The organism is Flavobacterium sp. WC2430 (assembly GCF_040822075.1).
GTDB lineage: Bacteria > Bacteroidota > Bacteroidia > Flavobacteriales > Flavobacteriaceae > Flavobacterium.
Window position 1 is genome coordinate 3382510 of record NZ_CP162007.1, and the last position, 19787, is coordinate 3402296.

Here is a 19787-nt window from a genome sequence, read left to right on the forward strand (position 1 = left end):
AAAGTAACTAAGTTCCAAAGTCACAAAGCGTAGTAGTTTGTCCATAAATACTTAGCTTAAAAAACTCTGAAACTCTGAAACTCTGAAACTCTGAAACTTTTAAAAAATGAATGAAATAAAAATATTTTGCCCCGCTACAATTGCCAATCTATCTTGTGGATTTGATGTCCTAGGATTGTGTTTAGACAATGTGGGTGACGAAATGGTTATTCGAAAATCAGATCAAAAAGGGATACGCATCACTAAATTAGTAGGTGCCGACTTGCCTCTTGAAACCGAAAAGAACGTTGCTGGAGTTGCCGCTTTGGCGATGCTAGAAGCCTTAGATTCGGATGCAGGATTTGAAATCGAAATTTACAAAAACATCAAAGCAGGAAGCGGAATTGGAAGTAGCGCTGCCAGTTCAGCAGGTGCGGTTTTTGGAATCAATGAATTATTAGGAAGACCTTTTGAAATCAAAGATTTGGTTCCATTTGCCATGCAAGGCGAAAAACTAGCTTGCGGAAACGCTCATGCTGATAATGTGGCTCCTGCTCTATTGGGTGGTTTTACATTAGTGCGCAGTTACGCGCCGCTGGATATAATCAAAATCGAAAGTCCGTCAGAGTTATACGCTACCGTGGTTCATCCGCAAATTGAGTTAAAAACATCCGATGCACGCTCGGTATTGAAACAAACTGTTTCCCTAAAAAGCGCCATTATGCAATGGGGAAATGTAGGTGGATTAATTGCTGGTTTGTATACCAAAGATTACGATTTAATAGGTCGCTCATTACATGACGAAATTGTGGAACCGTTGCGCTCTGTATTGATTCCGGGATTTGATTTAATCAAACAAACTGCCTTAGAAAATGGTGCTTTGGGTTCTGGGATATCAGGTTCTGGTCCTTCTATTTTTGCTTTAAGCAAAGGAGAAGCTACCGCAAATAAAATTGCAAAAGCCATGAGTGCTGTTTATGACGAAATGAAATTACCGTACGAGATTCATGTTTCAAAAGTGAATCCTGACGGTGTGAGAATAATATAATATTAAATAAAAATTTAAGGTTTTTGATTAACTATTTTTGATTTTAGAAGTAACTCCTGTTGCGAGAAAATCATAAATCTAAAATCGTTAATCTCCAATCAAAAATCATTTTTACCAATGAAATACTACAGTTTAAACCATAACGCCCCAAAAGTTTCTTTTCAAGAAGCCGTAATACAAGGATTAGCAAGCGACAAAGGATTGTATTTTCCAGAAACGATAACGCCTTTACCGCAAGATTTTTTTGATACTATCGAAAATCTTAGCAATGAAGAAATTGCTTTTCAGGCGATTCGTCAATTTGTAGGGGATGAAATTCCTGAAACCAAACTGAAAGAAATTATTGCCGAAACCCTTTGCTTTGATTTCCCAGTAGTAGCAGTCGAAAAGGGAATTTATTCCCTAGAATTGTTTCATGGACCTACCATGGCTTTCAAGGATGTAGGTGCGCGATTTATGTCCCGTTGTTTGGGGTATTTTAACAAAGATAAAAAAGACAGTAAAAATACTGTTCTAGTCGCGACCTCAGGAGATACAGGTGGTGCTGTAGCTAGCGGTTTCCTGGGTGTAAATGGTGTTGAAGTGATTATCTTGTACCCATCAGGGAAAGTGAGCGACATTCAAGAGCGTCAATTGACCACTTTGGGACAAAACATTAGAGCGCTAGAAGTAGATGGAGTATTTGATGATTGCCAAGATATGGTAAAAAAAGCGTTCTTAGATGAGAGCTTAAAACACCACAACTTGACCTCAGCGAATTCGATTAATATTGCGCGTTGGTTGCCACAAATGTTTTATTTCTTCTTTACTTATAAAGCTTTAAAAAGCCAAAACAAACCGTTGGTTTTCTCTTGTCCTAGCGGAAACTTTGGGAATATATGCGCGGGAATTATCGCCAAAAAAATGGGATTACCTGTGGCGCATTTTGTTGCCTCAACTAATGTGAATGATACGGTACCTCGTTTCTTAGAAAACGGAATCTACGATCCAAAACCTTCTAAAGCAACGATTTCGAATGCTATGGATGTTGGGAATCCAAGTAATTTCATACGTATTCAGGAAATGTATCAAAACGATTTGGAGCAGTTCAAAAAAGATTTCTCTTCGTTTACGTTCTCAGATGAAGATACTATAGAAGCCATGAAAACTATTTACAATACCGATGGTTATATTGCAGAACCGCATGGAGCTGTAGGTTATTTAGGATTGAAAAAAGAATTACAAAACCATAGTAATGCACTTGGGATTTTCTTAGAAACGGCCCACCCAATCAAGTTTTTAGATACGGTGGAACCAACATTAAATGTAAAATTACCTATTCCTGCACAAATTGAAAGTGTGTTAGGTAAAGAGAAAGTAAGTACTAAAATAAAAACCTACGAGCAATTCAAAGCTTTTTTAGGATAACACTTAAAACAGCTATTATATACAAACGACTGCGAAGTCATTCTCAGTCGTTTTTTTTATGGACTGACCTGACTGATTATTATTTTAAAATTGGATTAGTTTAGATAAAATTCTTTTTTTAATCCAAAATTATTTCTAATAATTTGATTATTTTGAATTATTTTATTTTCGAATAGTAAAAAAAGAACAATAAAGGTCAAAAGACTTATTTACTGGAGCTGGTGGTATTACCTTTGTGCTTTGCTTTTAAAGAATTATATTTATTAAAAAAAATATGACAAATATTAAAGAATTAGGTAGATTCCAAATTAGATCAAAAATTGCATATAATTGGATTGAAACAAAAGATGCTTTTATTACAGATAATTTACAAATTTATTATAACGAAAATTTTAACAATTGGAGATTAAAAGATACTACACTCCCATCATCAATGGATCTTACAATTATTATAATACCTTTGAAAAACGAGGAAATTAGAAGAATAAAACAATTTATATATGAAATTATAATGCTCTTTGAAGTGTACCCCGCTCGTGAGCACAAAAATAGAGTAATAATTAAATAACAACGCAACTGCGTAAGGGATTGCGGCGGTATCCTTTATTTTTTTTCTTTAAAAAAATAAAGATAAAGCCAAAAGCCCGACCCCAAAGTAGCAGTTTCATTCTTTTTAAAATTAAGTTTCTGCTTTGGGGTTACGCCCAAAATGTACTTGTGAAAAAAGTATTACAATTTGTTAAAATCAAACTTTTGGCCGCCAATGGAGTCTTTGTACATGAGTCCGCCTTTTTGCATGGTGAATACCATCACGCCATTAGTATATTTTACATTTGCGGAAGTGCCTGCCGTTACCGCAACGGCCGAGGCTTGGGCAGCAAACTCCCTAAAACTTACCCCTTAATAATCAAGAAGTACTCATTGCACGAGCGAAACCAACAGTATCGCGATACATTTGAGGAGAGACAGCTGCATTATTTTTAAAGAAACGACTAAAATAATGTTCGTCGTTATAGCCTAACTCATAAGCGATTTCTTTTACTGCTTTATTCGATAAATACAATTCTCTTTTGGCTTCGATAATAATTCGTTCCGATATTAGAACAGTTAGGGTTTTATTGAAATGGTTCTTGGTAATTTTGGCTAATGCTTTTGGTGTGATGTGCAACAAATCGGCGTAATCACTCGCAGAATGTTTAGTTCTGAAATGCAATTCGATATAATTTTTTAAATTTTGAAGGATAAAGGGTTCCTTGGTATCTGGCGCTTCCTTTGGCTCTTGAATACCCTGCTGGTCTTTTAATCGGGAGGCCGTGATGAGCAAAATTTTTAGGTACGAAATCAACAGTTCGTACTGTGCCAAAGCTGGATTTTGCATTTCTATTTTTATCTGCTCCATTACCATACTCAGCGTATTTGAAGCAGATTCATCAATCAATACAAACGGTGGTTCGTATATGTTATTGAACAAAATACCGTTACAAGCTACTTCGGCTTGATGTTTATGAATGCAAAAAAAGTCTGGATGAAAATGCAACACTACACCTTCCATTTTTTCATGGGTAGACAACATAAAAGGTTGATAAGGTGCAAAAGCTAATAATGAATTTGCTGAAAAATCATATTCAGAGAAGTCTACTTTTACTCTGCCACTCCCCTTTTTAATCCAAATCAACGAATAATAATTAAGTCGTTGCAAGTGATCAAAAGAGCTGTTGTCTTCAAAAGTGAAAATTTTGAAAGCCAAATTCCCATTTTGAGGATTGATTAATGTAAAAGTAGCGTCGTCTAGCATCGTATTCTTTTTTTGTAAATTTAATTAAAACCCTGCTTCTTTCAATTTGGTGGCAAGCAATTTATTTTCTTCTTCCAGTTTGTTTATATACGCTTGCTGTGGTTGTAAGGCAATTTGAATTTCGTCTGCCGTAAAGCGAGCTGTAATATGTTGCGGGCAATTCCAATCATAAGCTTCAATATGAAAGACCATTATCCGCTCTCCACGAAATTTATAATCGCCTAAATCGAGTGTAGCGTAAAACTCAGGATTGTCTTTGAGTGCTACAATTTCAGTTTTAGCATAGATTTTCAGCCGTGCTTTTGCTGGATAATCCATCAAGATCAATGATACATTAGCATTGTCTACCAGATTTCCCACCGTGATATACTGTTTATTACCTGAGAAATCAATACATGCAATACGATCTTTATCCAGCACTTTTAAAAACCCTTTTGGACCACCACGGTGTTGAATGTACGGATAATTATTAGTGCCTATCGAAGCCATATAAAAACTATCCCGATTGGCAATAAATGCCATTTCGTTATGTGTCAATCCATCGACCTCATTTAATTTTTCCATTCGTTCATAGCTATTGCGGCTACTATGAGCCTCTTGTAATGCTTTCACTGCATCAGTAAAAGCAATTTTATGGAAATGCAGTGCCATATCGATTATCTAAACTTTCGGTCTTTTTCTTCGATAGGTAAATCGTTGATGCTCGCAAAACGTTTGCGCATTAAACCATTTTCGTCAAATTCCCAATTTTCGTTACCATACGCTCGAAACCATTGCCCTTCAATGTTATGGTATTCGTACTCAAAACGAACTGCCATACGGTTTTCACGAAAACCCCACAATTCTTTTTTAAGAGTATAATTTAGCTCTTTCTCCCATTTTTGCTTCAAGAATTCCTTTACAGCTTCCCTGCCATTAATGAACTCAGTACGGTTGCGCCATTCAGTATCAATGGTATATGCTAAGGCAATACGTTCTGGGTCTTTGCTATTCCAAGCATCTTCGGCCAATTGTACTTTTTGTAAGGCAGTTTCCATATTAAAAGGCGGAAGTGGTAATTTCTGTTCCATGGGTTATTATTTTTTACGATTATTATTGTTCAAATTTTAGAATATCAAAGTTATCAGATATTGCCAATCCAAAACTTAGATAATGTACGCATATCCATGGACAATTTTCTCATTTAGCAAAAATTAGCATATTGTAAGTGAAATCATTAAGTTTGATTAAGTGTATTTATGGTTGGCATAAAAAAGAGACAGGCATATTATGACAAAAATAATCTACATTTAACAGACAAAAAATTTGAGAATTTGAATCAATCTCAAAGGTCATAATGATACAAAATAAAATGATAGAAACTGAAAGACTTATTTTAAAACCATTGACTTACGAACAGTTAGTGAAATATATAAAATGTGACAACTCTTTAGAAGAAGAATTTAACCTTAATGAAAGTTCAAGAATAATATCGCCTGAACTAAAAGAAGCATTTGAAGAAACAATACTTCCAAATGTAGCTGACGAGAACAAAAATTATTTGTATTCAACACTTTGGACAGCAATTTCAAAAACTGAAAACAAAATGGTGGGTGACTTATGCATTATTGGCGAACCAAATATCGGCGGAGAAATAGAAATTGGCTATGGCACTTATAAAGAATTTCAAAATAAAGGATTTATGACAGAAATGGTACGTGGAATCATTATTTGGACAAAAACACAACCAAAAGTAAAATCAATAATTGCTTCCACTGACAAAACAAATACTGCCTCTTTCAAAGTACTTAAGAAAAACAATTTTATTAAAATTGGTGAAACAGAAATCGTATTTAATTGGAAATTAAAAATGAAATAATCTTTAGTTGACAAGAAAACAGTAAACCAACTAATCGACACAAGCTTAAAATTCACTTCAAATTAACAGATATTAACATTCTCTTTTGTAAGATTTAACACTATCATTTTATAATAACACCACTGTTCCATTTTATAATGTTTAATTTTACAGTAAACATTAAAAAAGTAAATCAAAATGAAAAACTTAAAACTGATTGCTCTAGGAATGATTCTGATTACAACTATTAGCTGTAAGGATACTAAAAAAAGTAATGAAGAATCAACTCCAGAAGCTCAGAGCACAGAAACTAACTACAGTCTAATTAATGATTCTACAAAAGTGAGTTTTACCGCTTACAAAACAACCGATAAAGTAGCTGTGGGTGGGAAATTTAAAGAAATAACATTAACCAATTCTGGTCAAGGAAAAACAGCATTTGAAGCTTTAAACGGGACTAAATTTAGTATTCCAGTAAGTAGTTTATTTACCAATGATGCCACAGGAACAAGAGATCCTAAGATTTTAAAATTCTTTTTTGGAGTAATGAAAAACACGGAACTTATTTCAGGTGAGTTTAAAGTTACTGGTGAAAACAATTGTTCTATCGATGTGACATTGAATGGAAAGACAGCCAACATCCCTTTAAAATACACTGAAAATAGCGATACAAGCTTGGCTTTTGATGGAGTGATGAATTTAGAAAACTGGGATGGACTTGCAGCAGTTGCATCTATCAACAAAGCATGTGAAGCCTTGCATACAGGTAAAGACGGGATAAGTAAAACATGGAGCGAAGTGGCAGTGCATGCTGATGTTTTATTGAAGAAAAACTAGATAATTGGAGTTCAACATTCAGAACAAGTATTGAATTACTCTATATTTAAACGAATACAACATAAAAAAGCGATTAACTTACAATGAGTTAGTCGCTTTTTTATGACTTGATTTATTTATGTTCAAAAGTGAGTAGAAGCCTAATCAACTACTTCTAAAAATCATTAGAGTTTATTAAAATTAAACTTTTGACCGCCAATAGAAGCTTCATACATGAGTCCCCCTTTTTGCATGGTGAATACCATAACGCCATCAGTATATTTTACGTTTGCTGATGCGCCTGCAGTTACCGCTACGGCTGAGGCTTGGGCTGCAAACTCAAATCGGCTGTCTTTGAATCTTTCCAGTTCATTTTTGGATTCAAAAAATATAACCTCTCGGTATGCTTGTCCCCCTGCTTGAAAACCGATGCTTAGTTGTGATAATTTGGCCAGACCTACAATCTTATTGTGTTCATATACCGTTCCGTTACCAGCAGCACCACCAATACCAAACCCTCCTTTACCCACATTGGGGAAAATGACATAACCAGTTGCTTTGTCAAAAAGCCCTTTCATTAGCGGATCACTTTTAATGAACTCTACTTTTGCTGCATTACTGTCGGCAATAATTCTATTCTTTTTGGCTTTTGATTGCCCTATTGCAGGCGTAGCATTGATTGCACATGCCAATACTATTACCCAAATAATATTTAAATTTTTCATGTCTTAAATAATTTAATTGTTGCTATTTTTCTATATTAAAGATAACGAAAAAATCATTTAAATATTTAAAAACTACTGATTATCAGTGTTTTAATTATTAATACCCTAACTATATTTACCAATAGTTTGCTATGAGTGTTTTTATCAATTGTCTGTATTTTATTTAAAAAAAATAGGCTTATAAAAAACAGGTATTTATACGTTATAAAAAATATTATTTTTTATAGAAATTTGATAAATAAAACATTCTAATCTATTCCTATTCAGCTAGATTAAAAAGTAAGAACAATAAATGGTCCTTTTATTAGAACTCAGAAATTACATCTCAATTCTAAAATAAAGACGAGTCTAGTACATTCTCAAAAAAAAGGTTCCATTAGAAAAGCCAAAGGAGTAGAAACTAAAACAAATGTTATGAAAGTACAGGGTAAAAAAATCGATTTGTCAGATATTCATTTATCAAAAACTGATGAAAAGCAACACAAGGTTTTAAGTTACATGAACAATTCTACAGATGGAGGGTATTTATCTCCACAGCAAGTACAGTCCCTGATGCAAAGTTTGCACCTAAATTTGCAGGAATTAATGAATTATTTAGTACCCTATGCCACTAAGTTCGCCATGTCCCCTATATCAGGTTTTAAAGTGGGTGCTGTTGCACATGGAATTTCTGGAGCTATTTATTTTGGTGCTAATATTGAATTTCAAGATCAGGCATTGTCTTTTACCGTTCATGCTGAACAAGCATCTATAGCGCACGCTATAAGTTATGGGGAAACAGGTATCGACTATCTTGCTATTTCTGCTGCTCCATGTGGGTATTGTCGCCAGTTTTTGTATGAAATTACAAATTGTCCTTCAACAAAAGATATTACCATCTTAATTAATAATGAGAGTAATTCCTTGTCTAATTTACTTCCACAAGCATTTGGTCCACAGGACCTAGGGGTTACTACCCGATTAATGTTGGCACAAAATAATAATTTACAAATGATTCCCGTTCATGCAGATCCATTTGTAATTGCAGCCTTTAATGCTGCCAATACATCCTACTCTCCATATACATGTGATTATTCTGGTGTTTGTATAGCTACAAATTATGGTGCTTATGTAGGTTCCTATGCAGAAAATGCCGCTTACAATCCAAGTATGTCTCCTTTAGAAGCAGCAATCGTTCTGTTAATAATGAACGGAGATTCATACAACAATATTTACCGTGCTATTTTAGTTGAAGCTAAAAACAATAAATGCAGTCAACTTTCGGCTACTAAAGATGTCTTAGCAGTAGTAGCCAAAAATATTACTCTGGAATACTACTCTGTTAACAGTCAAAAAAATGGTTCAACACTAAACATTAAAGAAATGGTGTAATTCTATTCCTTTTTTTTACTTGAATTTTATCTAATATTCCATTTCTTGCACTACAGAAAACTTGTGCGTAAGGGATTGCGGCTTTATCTTTATTTTTTTCTTTCAAAAAAATAAAGATAAAGCCAAAAGCCCGACCCCAAAGCGGAAGATGCATTCTCAGAGCATACAATCAGTCCGATTTGGGGTGACGCCCAAATAAGTTTTGGTCTTCAATAAGAAATTCCTTGAAACTCTTTTTTATTGTACTTTTTATCTAAATTTGTATGATCAATCCCATTTTAGAATATCTTGAATATCATGATTACAAAAGCAAGCTTAAAAGATGTTTCTCACTTAAATACATTAATCAATTCAGCTTACCGTGGTGCTTCTTCTAAAAAAGGATGGACCACCGAAGCCAACATTCTAGAAGGACTCAGAACTACCGAAGCGGAACTTACGGAAATCATGGCCGATGCTAAAAACACGATTCTAAAATTTACGGAGAACGACCAAATAATAGGTTCTGTATTACTGATTGAAAAACCGCAAAAACTATATTTAGGAATGTTAACGGTTTGGCCTAACCTGCAAAATAGTGGTATTGGAAAACAACTTTTGAAAGAAGCTGAAAAGCAAGCTTTGGCCTTGGGATTACCAAAAATTGTAATGACTGTCATATCTGTTAGAACTGAATTAATAGCATGGTACCAGCGTCATGGCTATGTAGATACTGGAGAAAGAGATCCTTTCCCTGCCAGTGACGTTCATATTTCCATTGCCGAAAAGCCACTAGAATTTATGGTCTTGGAGAAAATAGTAGAATAATTCATTTCACAATTGCGTACTCATAAAATAGCATTAGCAAAACAAAATGAAAACGAATCACAAAACATTAATTATCAAAGATTTAAAAGAAAAATCAGTTCTAGTATCTAGAGAATTTAGTGCTCCTCGTGATAAAGTTTGGCGTGCTTATACCCAAAGTGAATACTTGGAAAAATGGTGGGGACCACAACCATGGAAAGCCGAAACCAAATCCATAAGCTTTACCGTTGGTGGTTATTGGTTGTATGCCATGGTGAGTCCTGAAAACGAAAAACATTGGGGTCGTATGGATTATACGACTATTAGGCCGATGGAAAGTTTTGAGATTAAAGATAGTTTTTGCGATGAAGAAGGGAATAATAACCCTACCCTACCCGTATCCTCAGGATCTATTGTTTTTACTCCAACTAAAACTGGTACTCTAGTTGAGTTTAAAATGTATTATGCGACCGAAAAAGAGATTGAGACTATAATTGAAATGGGCTTCGAACAAGGCATTACGGCTTGTCTTGAACAATTAGAAAAGCTATTTCAAGAAAATAAAATATAACTAAAAACCCAAACCAAAAGCAACAAATTAGTGGATCATAGCTGAGATTATCAGCATTAATTTAAGCTCTAAACATAATGAAAAACTTGGTTTATTTAGGATGTATGCTCTCTAACAAAGAGACAAGAACTCCATTTAATTCTTGAAGCGTACTAGGATTTGTAACTACCCCTATTTCATTCATTTTACTTTTGATGGTTCCAATAGTCAAAGTTGCTTTTTGGGGTGTATTAGTCCCCAAGGCCGAAAGCGTTAATAACAACGATGCTAATGCCTTGTCGCCACCCATTTGCATGGGAGATACACTGATTGCAGCAACTGGTTTATCATTCAATTCTCCTGAAGAAACGAGCCAATCTAAAGCGTTCTTTAATACTCCGGGAATACCAAAAGCATATTCGGGAGTAGAGAATATAATACCATCAGCCGCTTTAATTTGGTTTCTAAAATAGGTAACTGTGGGTATTCCTTCGGTTATTTCAGGGTTAAAATGAGGCAATTGATCCAATCCATCAACTATATTTAGAATTACATTTTCTGGAGCAATCTTAGCTATTTCCCTTAAAATATTAGTATTTGCTGAAGTTGATTTCAAACTTCCAGAAATAGCAATAATAGTCGTAATCTGTTTCATTTTTTTTATTTATTTCAAAAATAGAAAAGTAAAAACTAACCTCGTTAATTAGTTTTTACTTTTTTAAATTCAATTTTATAACCATATTCCTTCTGTAGCATCTTACAGAATATACTATTTTTATAACGCAGGAGCCAGAGGAAAATCTACAGGAACTTGAGTTAAATTATGCAAAAAATTCATCGCCGTTTTATCGCTTACAAGCAAAATCAAATCTACTAAATTTTCATTAGTATAGCCCTGTGCAAAAAATCCATCTACTGCTTCTGTGCTTGCATTTCCTTTGTTTGCAGCTATCTCTGCTGAAAGTTGTACTAAAGCATTTAATTTGGTATCCGTACTTTTACCTTTACGAATGTCTAACAATTGGTCATCCGAGAAGCCATTCATTTTACCTAAAACCAGATGGGCACTTTGGCAGTAAACACATCCGTTAACTTGGCTTACAATTAAATTCACTGCTTCTTTTTCTTTATTATTCAAAGAAGTTTTTGCATTTTGATAAGCCAAAAAACGAGATAATCCGTTAGTAGAATGCGCGATAGTAGCGTATAAATTTGGTACAAAACCCAACGCTTTTTGTAGATTGTCAAAAATGTCTTGGTTTGCTGGGGCTACTTGTTCTCTAGTTGGAACTGTAAATGTTGTCATTTTATTTTTGTTTAAATTGGTTGTCAATATTGACTTAGCAAAGATGCGACAGCAATAAACAGTATAAAATGGATAATAAACGCCAGTTGATGGACGATTTATTTCTTTGAAATTTACAGCACTAACTCTTCAAACAAGCGTTGAATGGTTTTTTCTAAATCGTCACACAATCCTGGATGGGGTCTTGAAGTTTGAATTACGGAACTGCGCAAGGCCGTTAACCAACGAAAACGAGACGGAATATCCATTACTGCTATTGACCCACCATCTTTTGTACCGTGTGCTACTTTTTCGAAAGCAGATAAGTTCATTTGGATTTGTTCTACATCAGCTTCTGTCGAAAAAGAAAGAACTCTTTCAACGTTTAAAGCATGAATTACTTTTATAAATTTGGCTTTCTTGCAAAACAGAATAACACCAACATTCAGGAATTCTTCGCGCTCTACCCTAGGTACAACCCGAATTACAGCATACTCATATAAGTTTTTCTCTTGCATTTTGTGCTTCCTTTATAAAAATTTCTGAATGATTTAAGCGGGTCAATAGGAACTGTAAATAAACAGTACGCAATTCGGCAGGTGTGGCTTCTACGTCTTCCCATTGCAACCAATCCTCTGGGATTAGGCTAACAATCTCCTGAAGAATTTCTGGAGTTAATAGTTTTTTGAAAGCGGTATCAGTTTCAGCAAGTACCGCTGCTTGTGGCAACAATACATGATCTTTGATTAACGCAAACGGACTTTGTGCATGTTGCTCCCAATTAGTCCAAGAATGATGAAAATACAAACTTGCTCCATGATCAATCAACCATAATTCTTTGTGCCAAATTAACATATTGGTGTTCCTAAACGTACGGTCAACATTAGTAATATAAGCGTCTAGCCAGACAATTTGCGATGCTAAAAGGGGATCAACAACGGTTACAACAGGATCGAAATTAATCGCTCCCGATAAAAAATGCAGTGCCAAATTCATTCCCTGGCTTCCTTGTAGTAAATCTTGAATTTCCTCATCGGCCTCTGTTCGTCCAAAGGCTTCATCGAGATTAGCAAAGACAAGTTCTGGCATTTTCATACCTAATGCACGTGCGATTTCACCACCAATCAATTCGGCGATTAAGGCTTTTACACCATGACCAGCACCTTTAAATTTAAGTACGTATTTGAAATCATCATCGGCTTCCGCCAAAGCAGGCAAGGAACCGCCTTCCCGTAAAGGAGTGATGTACCGCGTAACATTTACGGTTCGAAGATTGAAGTTGGTTTTCATATTCGGGTTTTACTGAAGTACAAACTTACAAATAAGTTAAGTGAGTTTAACTGGAAGCATTAAAAATCCTACTACTTACTAGTATAGGTTTTCCCTTTGATCTTTTTTATCGATAGAAGTTGCTTGCAATAATAAATAGACTCATCTCTTACTTCTATATTCATTTTTAATGTCACTTTCCTATTATTATTCACTAAATCATGAGAAACATAAGGCTTTAGCAATTTATAATCTGCCTCATCAAAATATACTATCTTAAAAGAATCATTAAACATTACCCTGACCCAAGGAGAATCAATGACTTTATATTTTTTTAAATTATCAAAATATTCTAAAAGATCTAAATCATTACTACTAGGATCTTTTATTTGACGTATACTATCCAAAATATTTTCCCATTTATTAATATTCTTTTGATTCTGATTATAATAATTAAATACTTCAACGGATTTAAAAGCTAAATCCCCCTCCATAATTCTGTCTTTTGGAGAACAGGAAATAAAAATAAATAGAACAATTAGTAGTTTCCATTTTTTCATGTTAATAGCGATTAAATTATTTGTTTTTTTCTAAACTCAAAAATGCTTTTCCTAAATACTTAATAATATCCGAAGCGATAAAGGATTGATAGCCCGTTTCAGGCAAAGCAATATCAGCGGTGAAACCGTGAAGGTAAACACCCAGAATGGCTGCAATACTAGGCTCATAAGATTGTGCAAGAAAGCTAGTAATTATTCCAGTTAAAACATCCCCGCTTCCAGCTGTAGCCAAAGCGGCATTTCCAGTTGTGTTTTCATAAACAGTTTCTCCATCAATAATAAATGTTGGAGCACCTTTCATTACAATAACGACATTGTATTGTTTAGAAAAAGTAATCGTTTTATCGAATTTATCTTCGTCTGAAGTCCATTTTCCTATTAAGCGTTCTAATTCTTTGGGATGCGGCGTTAGAATTGTTTTTGGTTGTAATAAATTCAACCACTGCTTATTAATAGACAAAATATTCAAGGCATCTGCATCGATTACTAACGGAACTGAATTGGTTTTTAGGAAATCATGAACTGCTTTTTGAGTTTCTGTTTCTTGTCCTAAACCTGGACCTATAGCAATCGCTTGTGGTTTTATGTTGAATGTAATATTGGAAATAAATTTCTCACTTTCATCGCTAAGCGTCATGACTTCGGGATTTGAAATTTGCAGAATTTCATAACCACATTCAGGAACATAGGACGTTACGAGTCCGCAACCCGATTTAAGACAAGCTCTGGAAGCCAGTACGGCTGCTCCTATCTTTCCATAACTTCCTGCAATAATTAATGCGTGCCCCTGAATCCCCTTATGCGTTTGAGAATCAATGGGTTTGTAACGTTGTATGATTTCGGCTTTATGGATAGAAATGGGCTGTTTCATTTTTGAATTATTTGTTTAAAAATACAAAATTAATAGGGAAACGAAATCCCCTAGCCCAGATTGAAATGGAAATCCTTTTTATTTTTTCTTTATAAATAAAAAGATTGCAGTGCAAAGCTGGATATAGCTCCTAAATAGTATTGAATTTACATATTTAATGCCTTTAATATGATAATTTTTCAATAATTTAGCGACTTCAAATTTTATATACACACACAATGAAAAATACTGCGCTTACGCACATACACGAAAGTTTGGGAGCAAAAATGCTTCCGTTTGCTGGATACAATATGCCTATTTTATATGAAGGGGTGAATGCTGAACATGAAACAGTTAGAAATGCTGTGGGTGTTTTTGATGTTTCGCACATGGGGGAATTCTTGCTTTCGGGTCCAAATGCTTTGGCTTTGATTCAAAAAGTGACTTCAAATGATGCTTCTGTATTGACAATAGGAAGAGCACAATATTCTTGTTTACCAAACAATGATGGTGGTGTTGTAGATGATTTGATTATCTATAAAATGAAAGAAGAACAGTATTTATTAGTGGTGAATGCTTCGAATATTGAGAAAGACTGGAACTGGATTTCAGCCCATAATGATTTAGGAGTGGACATGAAAAACATTTCTGAAGACTATTCCTTATTAGCGATTCAAGGACCAAAAGCAGTTGAAGCGATGCAATCTTTGTCTTCAATAGATTTGGCTGCCATAAAATATTACCATTTTGAAGTGGCTGATTTTGCTGGAATTGACAATGTGATTATCTCTGCAACGGGTTATACTGGTTCAGGAGGTTTTGAGATTTACTGCAAAAATACTGAAGTGGAACAAATATGGAATAAAGTTTTTGAGGCTGGAGCTCCTTTTGGAATTAAACCAATCGGATTGGCGGCACGCGATACGTTGCGTCTTGAAATGGGTTTCTGTTTGTACGGAAATGACATTAGCGATTCTACCTCGCCGCTTGAGGCTGGATTAGGCTGGATCACAAAATTCACCAAAGAGTTCACGAATTCTGAAAACTTGAAAAAACAAAAAGAAGAAGGTGTAACCAAAAAGCTAGTTGCTTTTGAAATGCAAGAACGTGCTGTACCAAGACATGACTACGAAATCGTAGACGGAACTGGAGCTGTAATTGGGATTGTAACTTCAGGAACAATGTCTCCATCAATGAACAAAGGAATTGGTCTAGGTTATGTAACTGTAGCTAACAGCGCATTGGATAACGACATCTATATTCGCATCAGAAAAAATGATGTTCCTGCGAAAGTGGTAAAATTGCCATTCTACAAGAAATAAAATAGCTATTTAACCGCTAATTGGAAAATTGGCGGTTATAAATCATAAAAAACAGCGAATTTAAAGTTGCTTTATGTAATTTTATAATAACCAAAACGCTTTCTTTTTTTATGAATAAAATTTTAATCGTATTTTTCCTGTTTCCATTTTTAGCACTTGCTCAAAATGAGGTTAAAACATGTGAGATACTTTCTAAAATAAACACACTTATACAAAACAAACATATTCAGCCTAAACCGGTAGACGACAGTCTATCGGTTTTTGTTTTTGATACTTTCATTGACAATCTCGACAATTCCAGAAATGTTTTCTTAAAATCCGAATACGATTTACTTGCTAAAAAGTACCGTTTAAATATTGATGATTTTATAAAAAATAAAAACTGTAGCTTTTTGACAGACATTATTTCTGTTTATAAAGGAGATCTCTTAAGAAATCAGTCGATTTTAGAAAAAATGAAATTGGAAAATATTGATTATGAACAGAAAGATACTATTCGGTTTTACAAAAAAATATTTCCAATCTACATGCAGCAAATAGATGTAGAAAAAGTTTTGAAGAAAAAAGTGCGATACGAAATTCTTGAAGATATCGCCGCTGCAAATGAAAACAGAGACTCCTTAAATTTACATTTCACTTCATTAGAAAAAGAAACAAAAAACAGAATCATAGAAAATGAACTTTGTAAAATAAATGCCATCCTTCAAAATGAAATTAATTATCAAGAAGCTCTTTTTACCATTTTTTGCTCCTATTTTGATCCACACACTGCTTATTTCAGTAATGATTCAAAATCTAGTTTTGTAGCTTCTTTATCAAAAGAACACCTTTCACTAGGAATGAATGTGAATTTAAATAAACGAAATGAAATTATTGTACAAGATCTAGATGCCAATGGTCCTGCCTTTAAAACTGGTAAAATAAAAAAAGGAGATCAAATTGTTTCCATTTCAAACCTTAAAGATACCCTGCAGGTTTCCTGCGCTACACTGGAGTCTATATCCAATATGATTTTATCCGATTCTAATAAACAAATCATGTTAACCATAAGACGGAATTCAGGCAAGTCATTTGATGTGGTCGTAGAGAAACAATTAATTAAAGATGAGGGGAATTCAGTTTACAGCTTTGTCATAGAAAACAACAATAAGAAATTCGGTTATGTAAAGATTCCAAGTTTTTATGGTGATCTGGAAGGAAATAATGGAAAAGGTTGTGCCGAAGACACTGCCATGGAAGTACTTAAACTACAAAAAGACAATATCAAAGGGTTAATTATCGATTTAACCGATAATGGTGGTGGCTCGATGGAAGAAGCCATAAAATTGGCAGGAATGTTCATTGATTCTGGTCCGATTTCTATTGTAGTTAACAATAACCAAGACCGAACGGTTATTAACGACCCCTACAAAGGAATGATTTATAAAGAACCGATCGTGGTGCTTATAAACGGAAATTCAGCTTCAGCAAGTGAATTTTTTTCTTCAATACTCCAGGATTACAATAGGGCAATATTAGTGGGAAGTACTTCAGTAGGAAAAGCAACTATGCAATCTATTTTTCCTCTAGAAAATAATGATGATGAAAACTTTGTAAAAATAACCATTAATAAGTTTTACCGAATAAACGGGAAAAGCCATCAAGGAATTGGTGTAATTCCAAACATAAAACTACCTGCAATTTATGAAACTATTACTCAAAAAGAGAGCAATAGCTTCACTGCCTTAAAAAATGACAGTATTGCAAGTACTATTTATTTTTCACCATATATGTCTACTAAAGCGGTGTCAAAAATAGTGGAAAACAGTAAAAATAGAATTGCAGTAAACCCGACTTTGAATGAAGTAATTCAAATCAATAAAAAAATTGAAGAACTCCTTGAAAAACCTAAATCGGCTGTACCAATAACTATCGATGCCATATTCAAAGAACAAACTATTATAAGTCAATTATGGGAACTTATAAACTCTTTTGAAACCCGAAATAACGGATTAAACATTTACAATTCCAATATAAATAATTTTCTATTAACCCTTTATCCTAACGAGAACGAGAATAACAAATTTCAATTGGAAAATTTGAAAACAAATCACTATTTAAATGAGGCAATATCGATACTTGATGACGCAAATTCTTTGAAAAGAAATTAAAAAAGCACTAATTACCTTAATTTATTGAAAAGAAGATACTATGATTTTGGTAAAATAAGGAATAACTGTATTTTTGCAGTTCAAAATAATAAATTAGAAATGGGAAGAGCGTTTGAATTCAGAAAAGGTAGAAAAATGAAACGTTGGTCAGCAATGGCTAAAGCATTTACCAGAATTGGAAAAGATATTGTAATGGCCGTTAAGGAAGGTGGACCAAATCCTGAAGCTAACTCAAGATTAAGAGCCGTTATTCAAAATTCAAAGGCAGCTAATATGCCTAAAGAAAATGTAGAACGTGCTATCAAAAAAGCAACCGATAAAGATACTGCCAACTATAAAGAAGTTCTATTTGAAGGGTACGCACCACATGGAATTGCAATATTAGTAGAAACTGCTACTGACAATAATAATAGAACAGTTGCCAATGTTAGAAGTTATTTTAACAAATGCAACGGTACAATGGGAACACAAGGATCAGTAGAATTTATGTTTGATCATACTTGCAACTTCCGAATTCCAGCTGAAGGATTGGATGCTGAGGAATTAGAATTGGAATTAATTGATTTTGGTGCCGAAGAAGTTTTTGAAGATGAAGATGGAATTTTAATCTACGCTCCTTTTACAAGCTTTGGAACTATTCAAAAAGAATTAGAGAATCGTAATATTGAAATCCTTTCTTCTGGATTTGAAAGAATTCCGCAAATCACTAAAAAACTAACTGAAGCTGAAATGGCTGATGTAGAAAAATTGATTGAAAAAATGGAAGAAGATGACGATGTAATGAACGTGTATCATACTATGGAAGAAGCATAATACTTCTTTCTTATAATAGATAAAACTCTAGCTTCGGCTGGAGTTTTTTGTTTGAAATTATTGAAAATTTTAAAATCGATTCGAATGTTATTTCTTCTTTTAAGTATATTATGTAGCGTTACAGTAGGCGTTATCTTTAAAGTTGCTCGAAAATATACCATTAGTACGACTCAAATCGTAGCTTGGAATTATGTTTTCGCACTAATACTTTGTTATTTCTTTTTTAGTCCAGATTTAAGCATAATTGATGCGTCGATACCATGGGAGATTTATATTCCGTTGGGGATTTTATTGCCCACTATATTCCTATTTTTAGCAGCTTCCATCAAGCATATGGGAATTGTAAAAACAGATGCTGCACAACGCCTTTCACTCTTCATTCCTATACTGGCAGCTTGGTTATTATTTAACGAAGAGTTTAACAGCCTTAAATTAGTTGCTTTCATGATTGCCCTACCCGCTTTGTTATTGATTCTTTCTAAAAAAACAGATAACGCTAACAATAAATGGATTTATCCAGCAGTCGTATTAGTTGGGTTTGGTGCTATTGACATCTTATTCAAACAAATCGCTTTGGCGACAAGCCTTCCTTTTACAACATCGTTATTTATTGTATTTGGTATTTCACTCCTTTTAATTTTAGCAGTAGCACTTTATGACATTGCTTTAAAAAAAGTGCCATTTAAAAGTAATAATATAATTTTTGGAACGCTTGTAGGACTGTTTAATTTCGGAAATATTTTATTTTATCTTAAAGCACATCAGGCTTTCGCCAAAAATCCATCGACTGTTTTTGCAGCGATGAATATGGGCGTTATTATCATAGGAAGCGTCGTAGGTATTTTAATATTTAAAGAAAAATTGAATACAAAAAATTATATCGGTTTATTTTTTGCCTTAGTTTCTATTGTACTTATTGCTTATTCTCAAATCCTGAATTAATAAAAATAATATTGAATAATTAGTGTTTATAATTGGTATATTACCTAACTATTTGTTTCATAAATACAACCGATCAAATACGCATAAATTAAAGTAAGGAACGTTAGTAAACGAGTAGTTTTTATATTTTTTTTGATAAATGCAAGTTCATTATATTTGTCTGACTTTTGATCTATGCGAAGCCCATAAAACTAACTGTTTTTTAAACCATTTAGAACTTAATCGTTTGAAAATTAAGTCGTTAAAAATTAATACAAATAATACACAAGGAAAAGTCATTTA

The 19787-nt window shown here is 33.9% G+C and carries 23 protein-coding genes; 13 read left to right on the forward strand and 10 right to left on the reverse strand.

Annotated features, from left to right (window positions below; genetic code table 11):
• Positions 1 to 106: 106 nt before the first annotated feature.
• The 4 genes from AB3G36_RS14705 to AB3G36_RS14720 all read left to right on the forward strand — a co-directional run bounded on the left by AB3G36_RS14705 (position 107) and on the right by AB3G36_RS14720 (position 3338).
• Positions 107 to 1027 carry a homoserine kinase gene (locus AB3G36_RS14705; protein ID WP_367753929.1) on the forward strand — a complete coding sequence of 307 codons (921 nt, stop codon included), beginning with the start codon at positions 107 to 109 and terminating at the stop codon, positions 1025 to 1027.
• A gap of 117 nt (positions 1028 to 1144) precedes the next feature.
• Positions 1145 to 2434 (forward strand): threonine synthase, encoded by a 1290-nt coding sequence (thrC, locus tag AB3G36_RS14710; protein ID WP_367753931.1) that lies wholly within the window; start codon positions 1145 to 1147, stop codon positions 2432 to 2434.
• Between the two features lie 274 nt (positions 2435 to 2708).
• Positions 2709 to 3002 (forward strand): hypothetical protein, encoded by a 294-nt coding sequence (locus tag AB3G36_RS14715; RefSeq protein WP_367753933.1) that lies wholly within the window; start codon positions 2709 to 2711, stop codon positions 3000 to 3002.
• Between the two features lie 168 nt (positions 3003 to 3170).
• Complete coding sequence (locus AB3G36_RS14720) at positions 3171 to 3338, forward strand: hypothetical protein (RefSeq protein ID WP_367753935.1); 168 nt, start codon at positions 3171 to 3173, stop codon at positions 3336 to 3338.
• 3 nt (positions 3339 to 3341) lie between these two features.
• Here the strand turns inward: AB3G36_RS14720 and AB3G36_RS14725 are convergent, their stop codons facing one another.
• The 3 genes from AB3G36_RS14725 to AB3G36_RS14735 are packed head-to-tail and all read right to left on the reverse strand — an operon-like array spanning position 3342 to position 5299.
• Entirely contained in the window at positions 3342 to 4229 is an 888-nt protein-coding gene (locus AB3G36_RS14725; RefSeq protein WP_367753937.1) for a helix-turn-helix domain-containing protein, read from the reverse strand.
• A 24-nt stretch (positions 4230 to 4253) separates the two neighbouring features.
• The gene (locus AB3G36_RS14730) at positions 4254 to 4880 is read right to left on the reverse strand and encodes a pyridoxamine 5'-phosphate oxidase family protein (RefSeq protein WP_367753939.1); all 627 of its coding nucleotides are present in this window, start codon (positions 4878 to 4880) and stop codon (positions 4254 to 4256) included.
• Between the two features lie 5 nt (positions 4881 to 4885).
• Entirely contained in the window at positions 4886 to 5299 is a 414-nt protein-coding gene (locus tag AB3G36_RS14735; RefSeq protein ID WP_367753941.1) for a DUF1348 family protein, read from the reverse strand.
• A 266-nt stretch (positions 5300 to 5565) separates the two neighbouring features.
• Between AB3G36_RS14735 and AB3G36_RS14740 the strand changes: the two genes are divergently transcribed.
• Positions 5566 to 6087, forward strand: coding sequence for a GNAT family N-acetyltransferase (locus AB3G36_RS14740; RefSeq protein ID WP_367753943.1), 522 nt, complete (start codon positions 5566 to 5568; stop codon positions 6085 to 6087).
• Positions 6088 to 6264: 177 nt separating this feature from the next.
• Complete coding sequence (locus AB3G36_RS14745) at positions 6265 to 6903, forward strand: hypothetical protein (RefSeq protein ID WP_367753945.1); 639 nt, start codon at positions 6265 to 6267, stop codon at positions 6901 to 6903.
• 164 nt (positions 6904 to 7067) lie between these two features.
• On the opposite strand, the gene AB3G36_RS14750 is transcribed toward AB3G36_RS14745, so the two are convergent.
• On the reverse strand, positions 7068 to 7607 hold the full coding sequence (locus AB3G36_RS14750) for a YSC84-related protein (RefSeq protein WP_367753947.1): 540 nt from the start codon (positions 7605 to 7607) through the stop codon (positions 7068 to 7070).
• Between the two features lie 414 nt (positions 7608 to 8021).
• Between AB3G36_RS14750 and cdd the strand changes: the two genes are divergently transcribed.
• The 3 genes from cdd to AB3G36_RS14765 all read left to right on the forward strand — a co-directional run bounded on the left by cdd (position 8022) and on the right by AB3G36_RS14765 (position 10335).
• Positions 8022 to 8978 carry a cytidine deaminase gene (gene cdd / locus AB3G36_RS14755; protein ID WP_367753949.1) on the forward strand — a complete coding sequence of 319 codons (957 nt, stop codon included), beginning with the start codon at positions 8022 to 8024 and terminating at the stop codon, positions 8976 to 8978.
• Between the two features lie 297 nt (positions 8979 to 9275).
• Positions 9276 to 9785, forward strand: coding sequence for a GNAT family N-acetyltransferase (locus AB3G36_RS14760; RefSeq protein ID WP_367753951.1), 510 nt, complete (start codon positions 9276 to 9278; stop codon positions 9783 to 9785).
• A gap of 46 nt (positions 9786 to 9831) precedes the next feature.
• Positions 9832 to 10335, forward strand: a complete 504-nt coding sequence (locus AB3G36_RS14765; RefSeq protein ID WP_367753953.1) for an SRPBCC domain-containing protein — start codon at positions 9832 to 9834, stop codon at positions 10333 to 10335.
• A 91-nt stretch (positions 10336 to 10426) separates the two neighbouring features.
• On the opposite strand, the gene AB3G36_RS14770 is transcribed toward AB3G36_RS14765, so the two are convergent.
• The 6 genes from AB3G36_RS14770 to AB3G36_RS14795 form a co-directional block, all read right to left on the reverse strand.
• Complete coding sequence (locus AB3G36_RS14770; RefSeq protein ID WP_367753955.1) at positions 10427 to 10969, reverse strand: NADPH-dependent FMN reductase; 543 nt, start codon at positions 10967 to 10969, stop codon at positions 10427 to 10429.
• A 120-nt stretch (positions 10970 to 11089) separates the two neighbouring features.
• Entirely contained in the window at positions 11090 to 11620 is a 531-nt protein-coding gene (locus AB3G36_RS14775; protein WP_367753957.1) for a carboxymuconolactone decarboxylase family protein, read from the reverse strand.
• Between the two features lie 113 nt (positions 11621 to 11733).
• Positions 11734 to 12117, reverse strand: a complete 384-nt coding sequence (locus AB3G36_RS14780) for a DUF3037 domain-containing protein (protein WP_367753959.1) — start codon at positions 12115 to 12117, stop codon at positions 11734 to 11736.
• Positions 12095 to 12889 carry a HipA family kinase gene (locus AB3G36_RS14785; RefSeq protein WP_367753961.1) on the reverse strand — a complete coding sequence of 265 codons (795 nt, stop codon included), beginning with the start codon at positions 12887 to 12889 and terminating at the stop codon, positions 12095 to 12097. Before AB3G36_RS14785 ends, AB3G36_RS14780 begins: the two co-directional genes overlap by 23 nt.
• 71 nt (positions 12890 to 12960) lie before the next feature.
• Entirely contained in the window at positions 12961 to 13428 is a 468-nt protein-coding gene (locus tag AB3G36_RS14790) for a hypothetical protein (protein WP_367753963.1), read from the reverse strand.
• Positions 13429 to 13444: 16 nt separating this feature from the next.
• A complete protein-coding gene (locus tag AB3G36_RS14795) occupies positions 13445 to 14299 on the reverse strand; it encodes an NAD(P)H-hydrate dehydratase (protein WP_367753965.1) in 855 nt (284 codons plus the stop codon).
• A 218-nt stretch (positions 14300 to 14517) separates the two neighbouring features.
• Here AB3G36_RS14795 and gcvT point away from each other — a divergent pair, with 218 nt between their 5' ends.
• The 4 genes from gcvT to AB3G36_RS14815 all read left to right on the forward strand — a co-directional run bounded on the left by gcvT (position 14518) and on the right by AB3G36_RS14815 (position 19505).
• Positions 14518 to 15600 (forward strand): glycine cleavage system aminomethyltransferase GcvT, encoded by a 1083-nt coding sequence (gene gcvT, locus AB3G36_RS14800; protein ID WP_367753967.1) that lies wholly within the window; start codon positions 14518 to 14520, stop codon positions 15598 to 15600.
• A 110-nt stretch (positions 15601 to 15710) separates the two neighbouring features.
• Positions 15711 to 17750: a S41 family peptidase gene (locus AB3G36_RS14805; protein ID WP_367753969.1), complete on the forward strand. Its 2040-nt coding sequence runs from the start codon at positions 15711 to 15713 to the stop codon at positions 17748 to 17750.
• 99 nt (positions 17751 to 17849) lie between these two features.
• Complete coding sequence (locus AB3G36_RS14810) at positions 17850 to 18563, forward strand: YebC/PmpR family DNA-binding transcriptional regulator (RefSeq protein ID WP_367757957.1); 714 nt, start codon at positions 17850 to 17852, stop codon at positions 18561 to 18563.
• Positions 18564 to 18647: 84 nt separating this feature from the next.
• Entirely contained in the window at positions 18648 to 19505 is an 858-nt protein-coding gene (locus AB3G36_RS14815) for an EamA/RhaT family transporter (RefSeq protein WP_367753971.1), read from the forward strand.
• The last annotated feature ends 282 nt before the right edge of the window (positions 19506 to 19787 follow it).

Excerpts from the sequence above, each read along its gene's own strand:
- AB3G36_RS14745 (WP_367753945.1), top strand. The coding sequence starts at position 6,265 with ATGAAAAACTTAAAACTGATTGCTCTAGGAATGATTCTGATTACAACT.
- AB3G36_RS14730 (WP_367753939.1), bottom strand. The coding sequence starts at position 4,880 with ATGGCACTGCATTTCCATAAAATTGCTTTTACTGATGCAGTGAAAGCA.
- AB3G36_RS14715 (WP_367753933.1), top strand. The coding sequence starts at position 2,709 with ATGACAAATATTAAAGAATTAGGTAGATTCCAAATTAGATCAAAAATT.
- AB3G36_RS14770 (WP_367753955.1), bottom strand. The coding sequence starts at position 10,969 with ATGAAACAGATTACGACTATTATTGCTATTTCTGGAAGTTTGAAATCA.
- AB3G36_RS14725 (WP_367753937.1), bottom strand. The coding sequence starts at position 4,229 with ATGCTAGACGACGCTACTTTTACATTAATCAATCCTCAAAATGGGAAT.
- AB3G36_RS14810 (WP_367757957.1), top strand. The coding sequence starts at position 17,850 with ATGGGAAGAGCGTTTGAATTCAGAAAAGGTAGAAAAATGAAACGTTGG.
- AB3G36_RS14790 (WP_367753963.1), bottom strand. The coding sequence starts at position 13,428 with ATGAAAAAATGGAAACTACTAATTGTTCTATTTATTTTTATTTCCTGT.
- AB3G36_RS14735 (WP_367753941.1), bottom strand. The coding sequence starts at position 5,299 with ATGGAACAGAAATTACCACTTCCGCCTTTTAATATGGAAACTGCCTTA.
- AB3G36_RS14795 (WP_367753965.1), bottom strand. The coding sequence starts at position 14,299 with ATGAAACAGCCCATTTCTATCCATAAAGCCGAAATCATACAACGTTAC.
- AB3G36_RS14815 (WP_367753971.1), top strand. The coding sequence starts at position 18,648 with ATGTTATTTCTTCTTTTAAGTATATTATGTAGCGTTACAGTAGGCGTT.
- gcvT (WP_367753967.1), top strand. The coding sequence starts at position 14,518 with ATGAAAAATACTGCGCTTACGCACATACACGAAAGTTTGGGAGCAAAA.
- AB3G36_RS14765 (WP_367753953.1), top strand. The coding sequence starts at position 9,832 with ATGAAAACGAATCACAAAACATTAATTATCAAAGATTTAAAAGAAAAA.
- AB3G36_RS14740 (WP_367753943.1), top strand. The coding sequence starts at position 5,566 with ATGATACAAAATAAAATGATAGAAACTGAAAGACTTATTTTAAAACCA.
- AB3G36_RS14805 (WP_367753969.1), top strand. The coding sequence starts at position 15,711 with ATGAATAAAATTTTAATCGTATTTTTCCTGTTTCCATTTTTAGCACTT.
- AB3G36_RS14750 (WP_367753947.1), bottom strand. The coding sequence starts at position 7,607 with ATGAAAAATTTAAATATTATTTGGGTAATAGTATTGGCATGTGCAATC.
- AB3G36_RS14785 (WP_367753961.1), bottom strand. The coding sequence starts at position 12,889 with ATGAAAACCAACTTCAATCTTCGAACCGTAAATGTTACGCGGTACATC.
- AB3G36_RS14780 (WP_367753959.1), bottom strand. The coding sequence starts at position 12,117 with ATGCAAGAGAAAAACTTATATGAGTATGCTGTAATTCGGGTTGTACCT.
- AB3G36_RS14760 (WP_367753951.1), top strand. The coding sequence starts at position 9,276 with ATGATTACAAAAGCAAGCTTAAAAGATGTTTCTCACTTAAATACATTA.
- AB3G36_RS14705 (WP_367753929.1), top strand. The coding sequence starts at position 107 with ATGAATGAAATAAAAATATTTTGCCCCGCTACAATTGCCAATCTATCT.
- AB3G36_RS14775 (WP_367753957.1), bottom strand. The coding sequence starts at position 11,620 with ATGACAACATTTACAGTTCCAACTAGAGAACAAGTAGCCCCAGCAAAC.
- cdd (WP_367753949.1), top strand. The coding sequence starts at position 8,022 with ATGAAAGTACAGGGTAAAAAAATCGATTTGTCAGATATTCATTTATCA.
- thrC (WP_367753931.1), top strand. The coding sequence starts at position 1,145 with ATGAAATACTACAGTTTAAACCATAACGCCCCAAAAGTTTCTTTTCAA.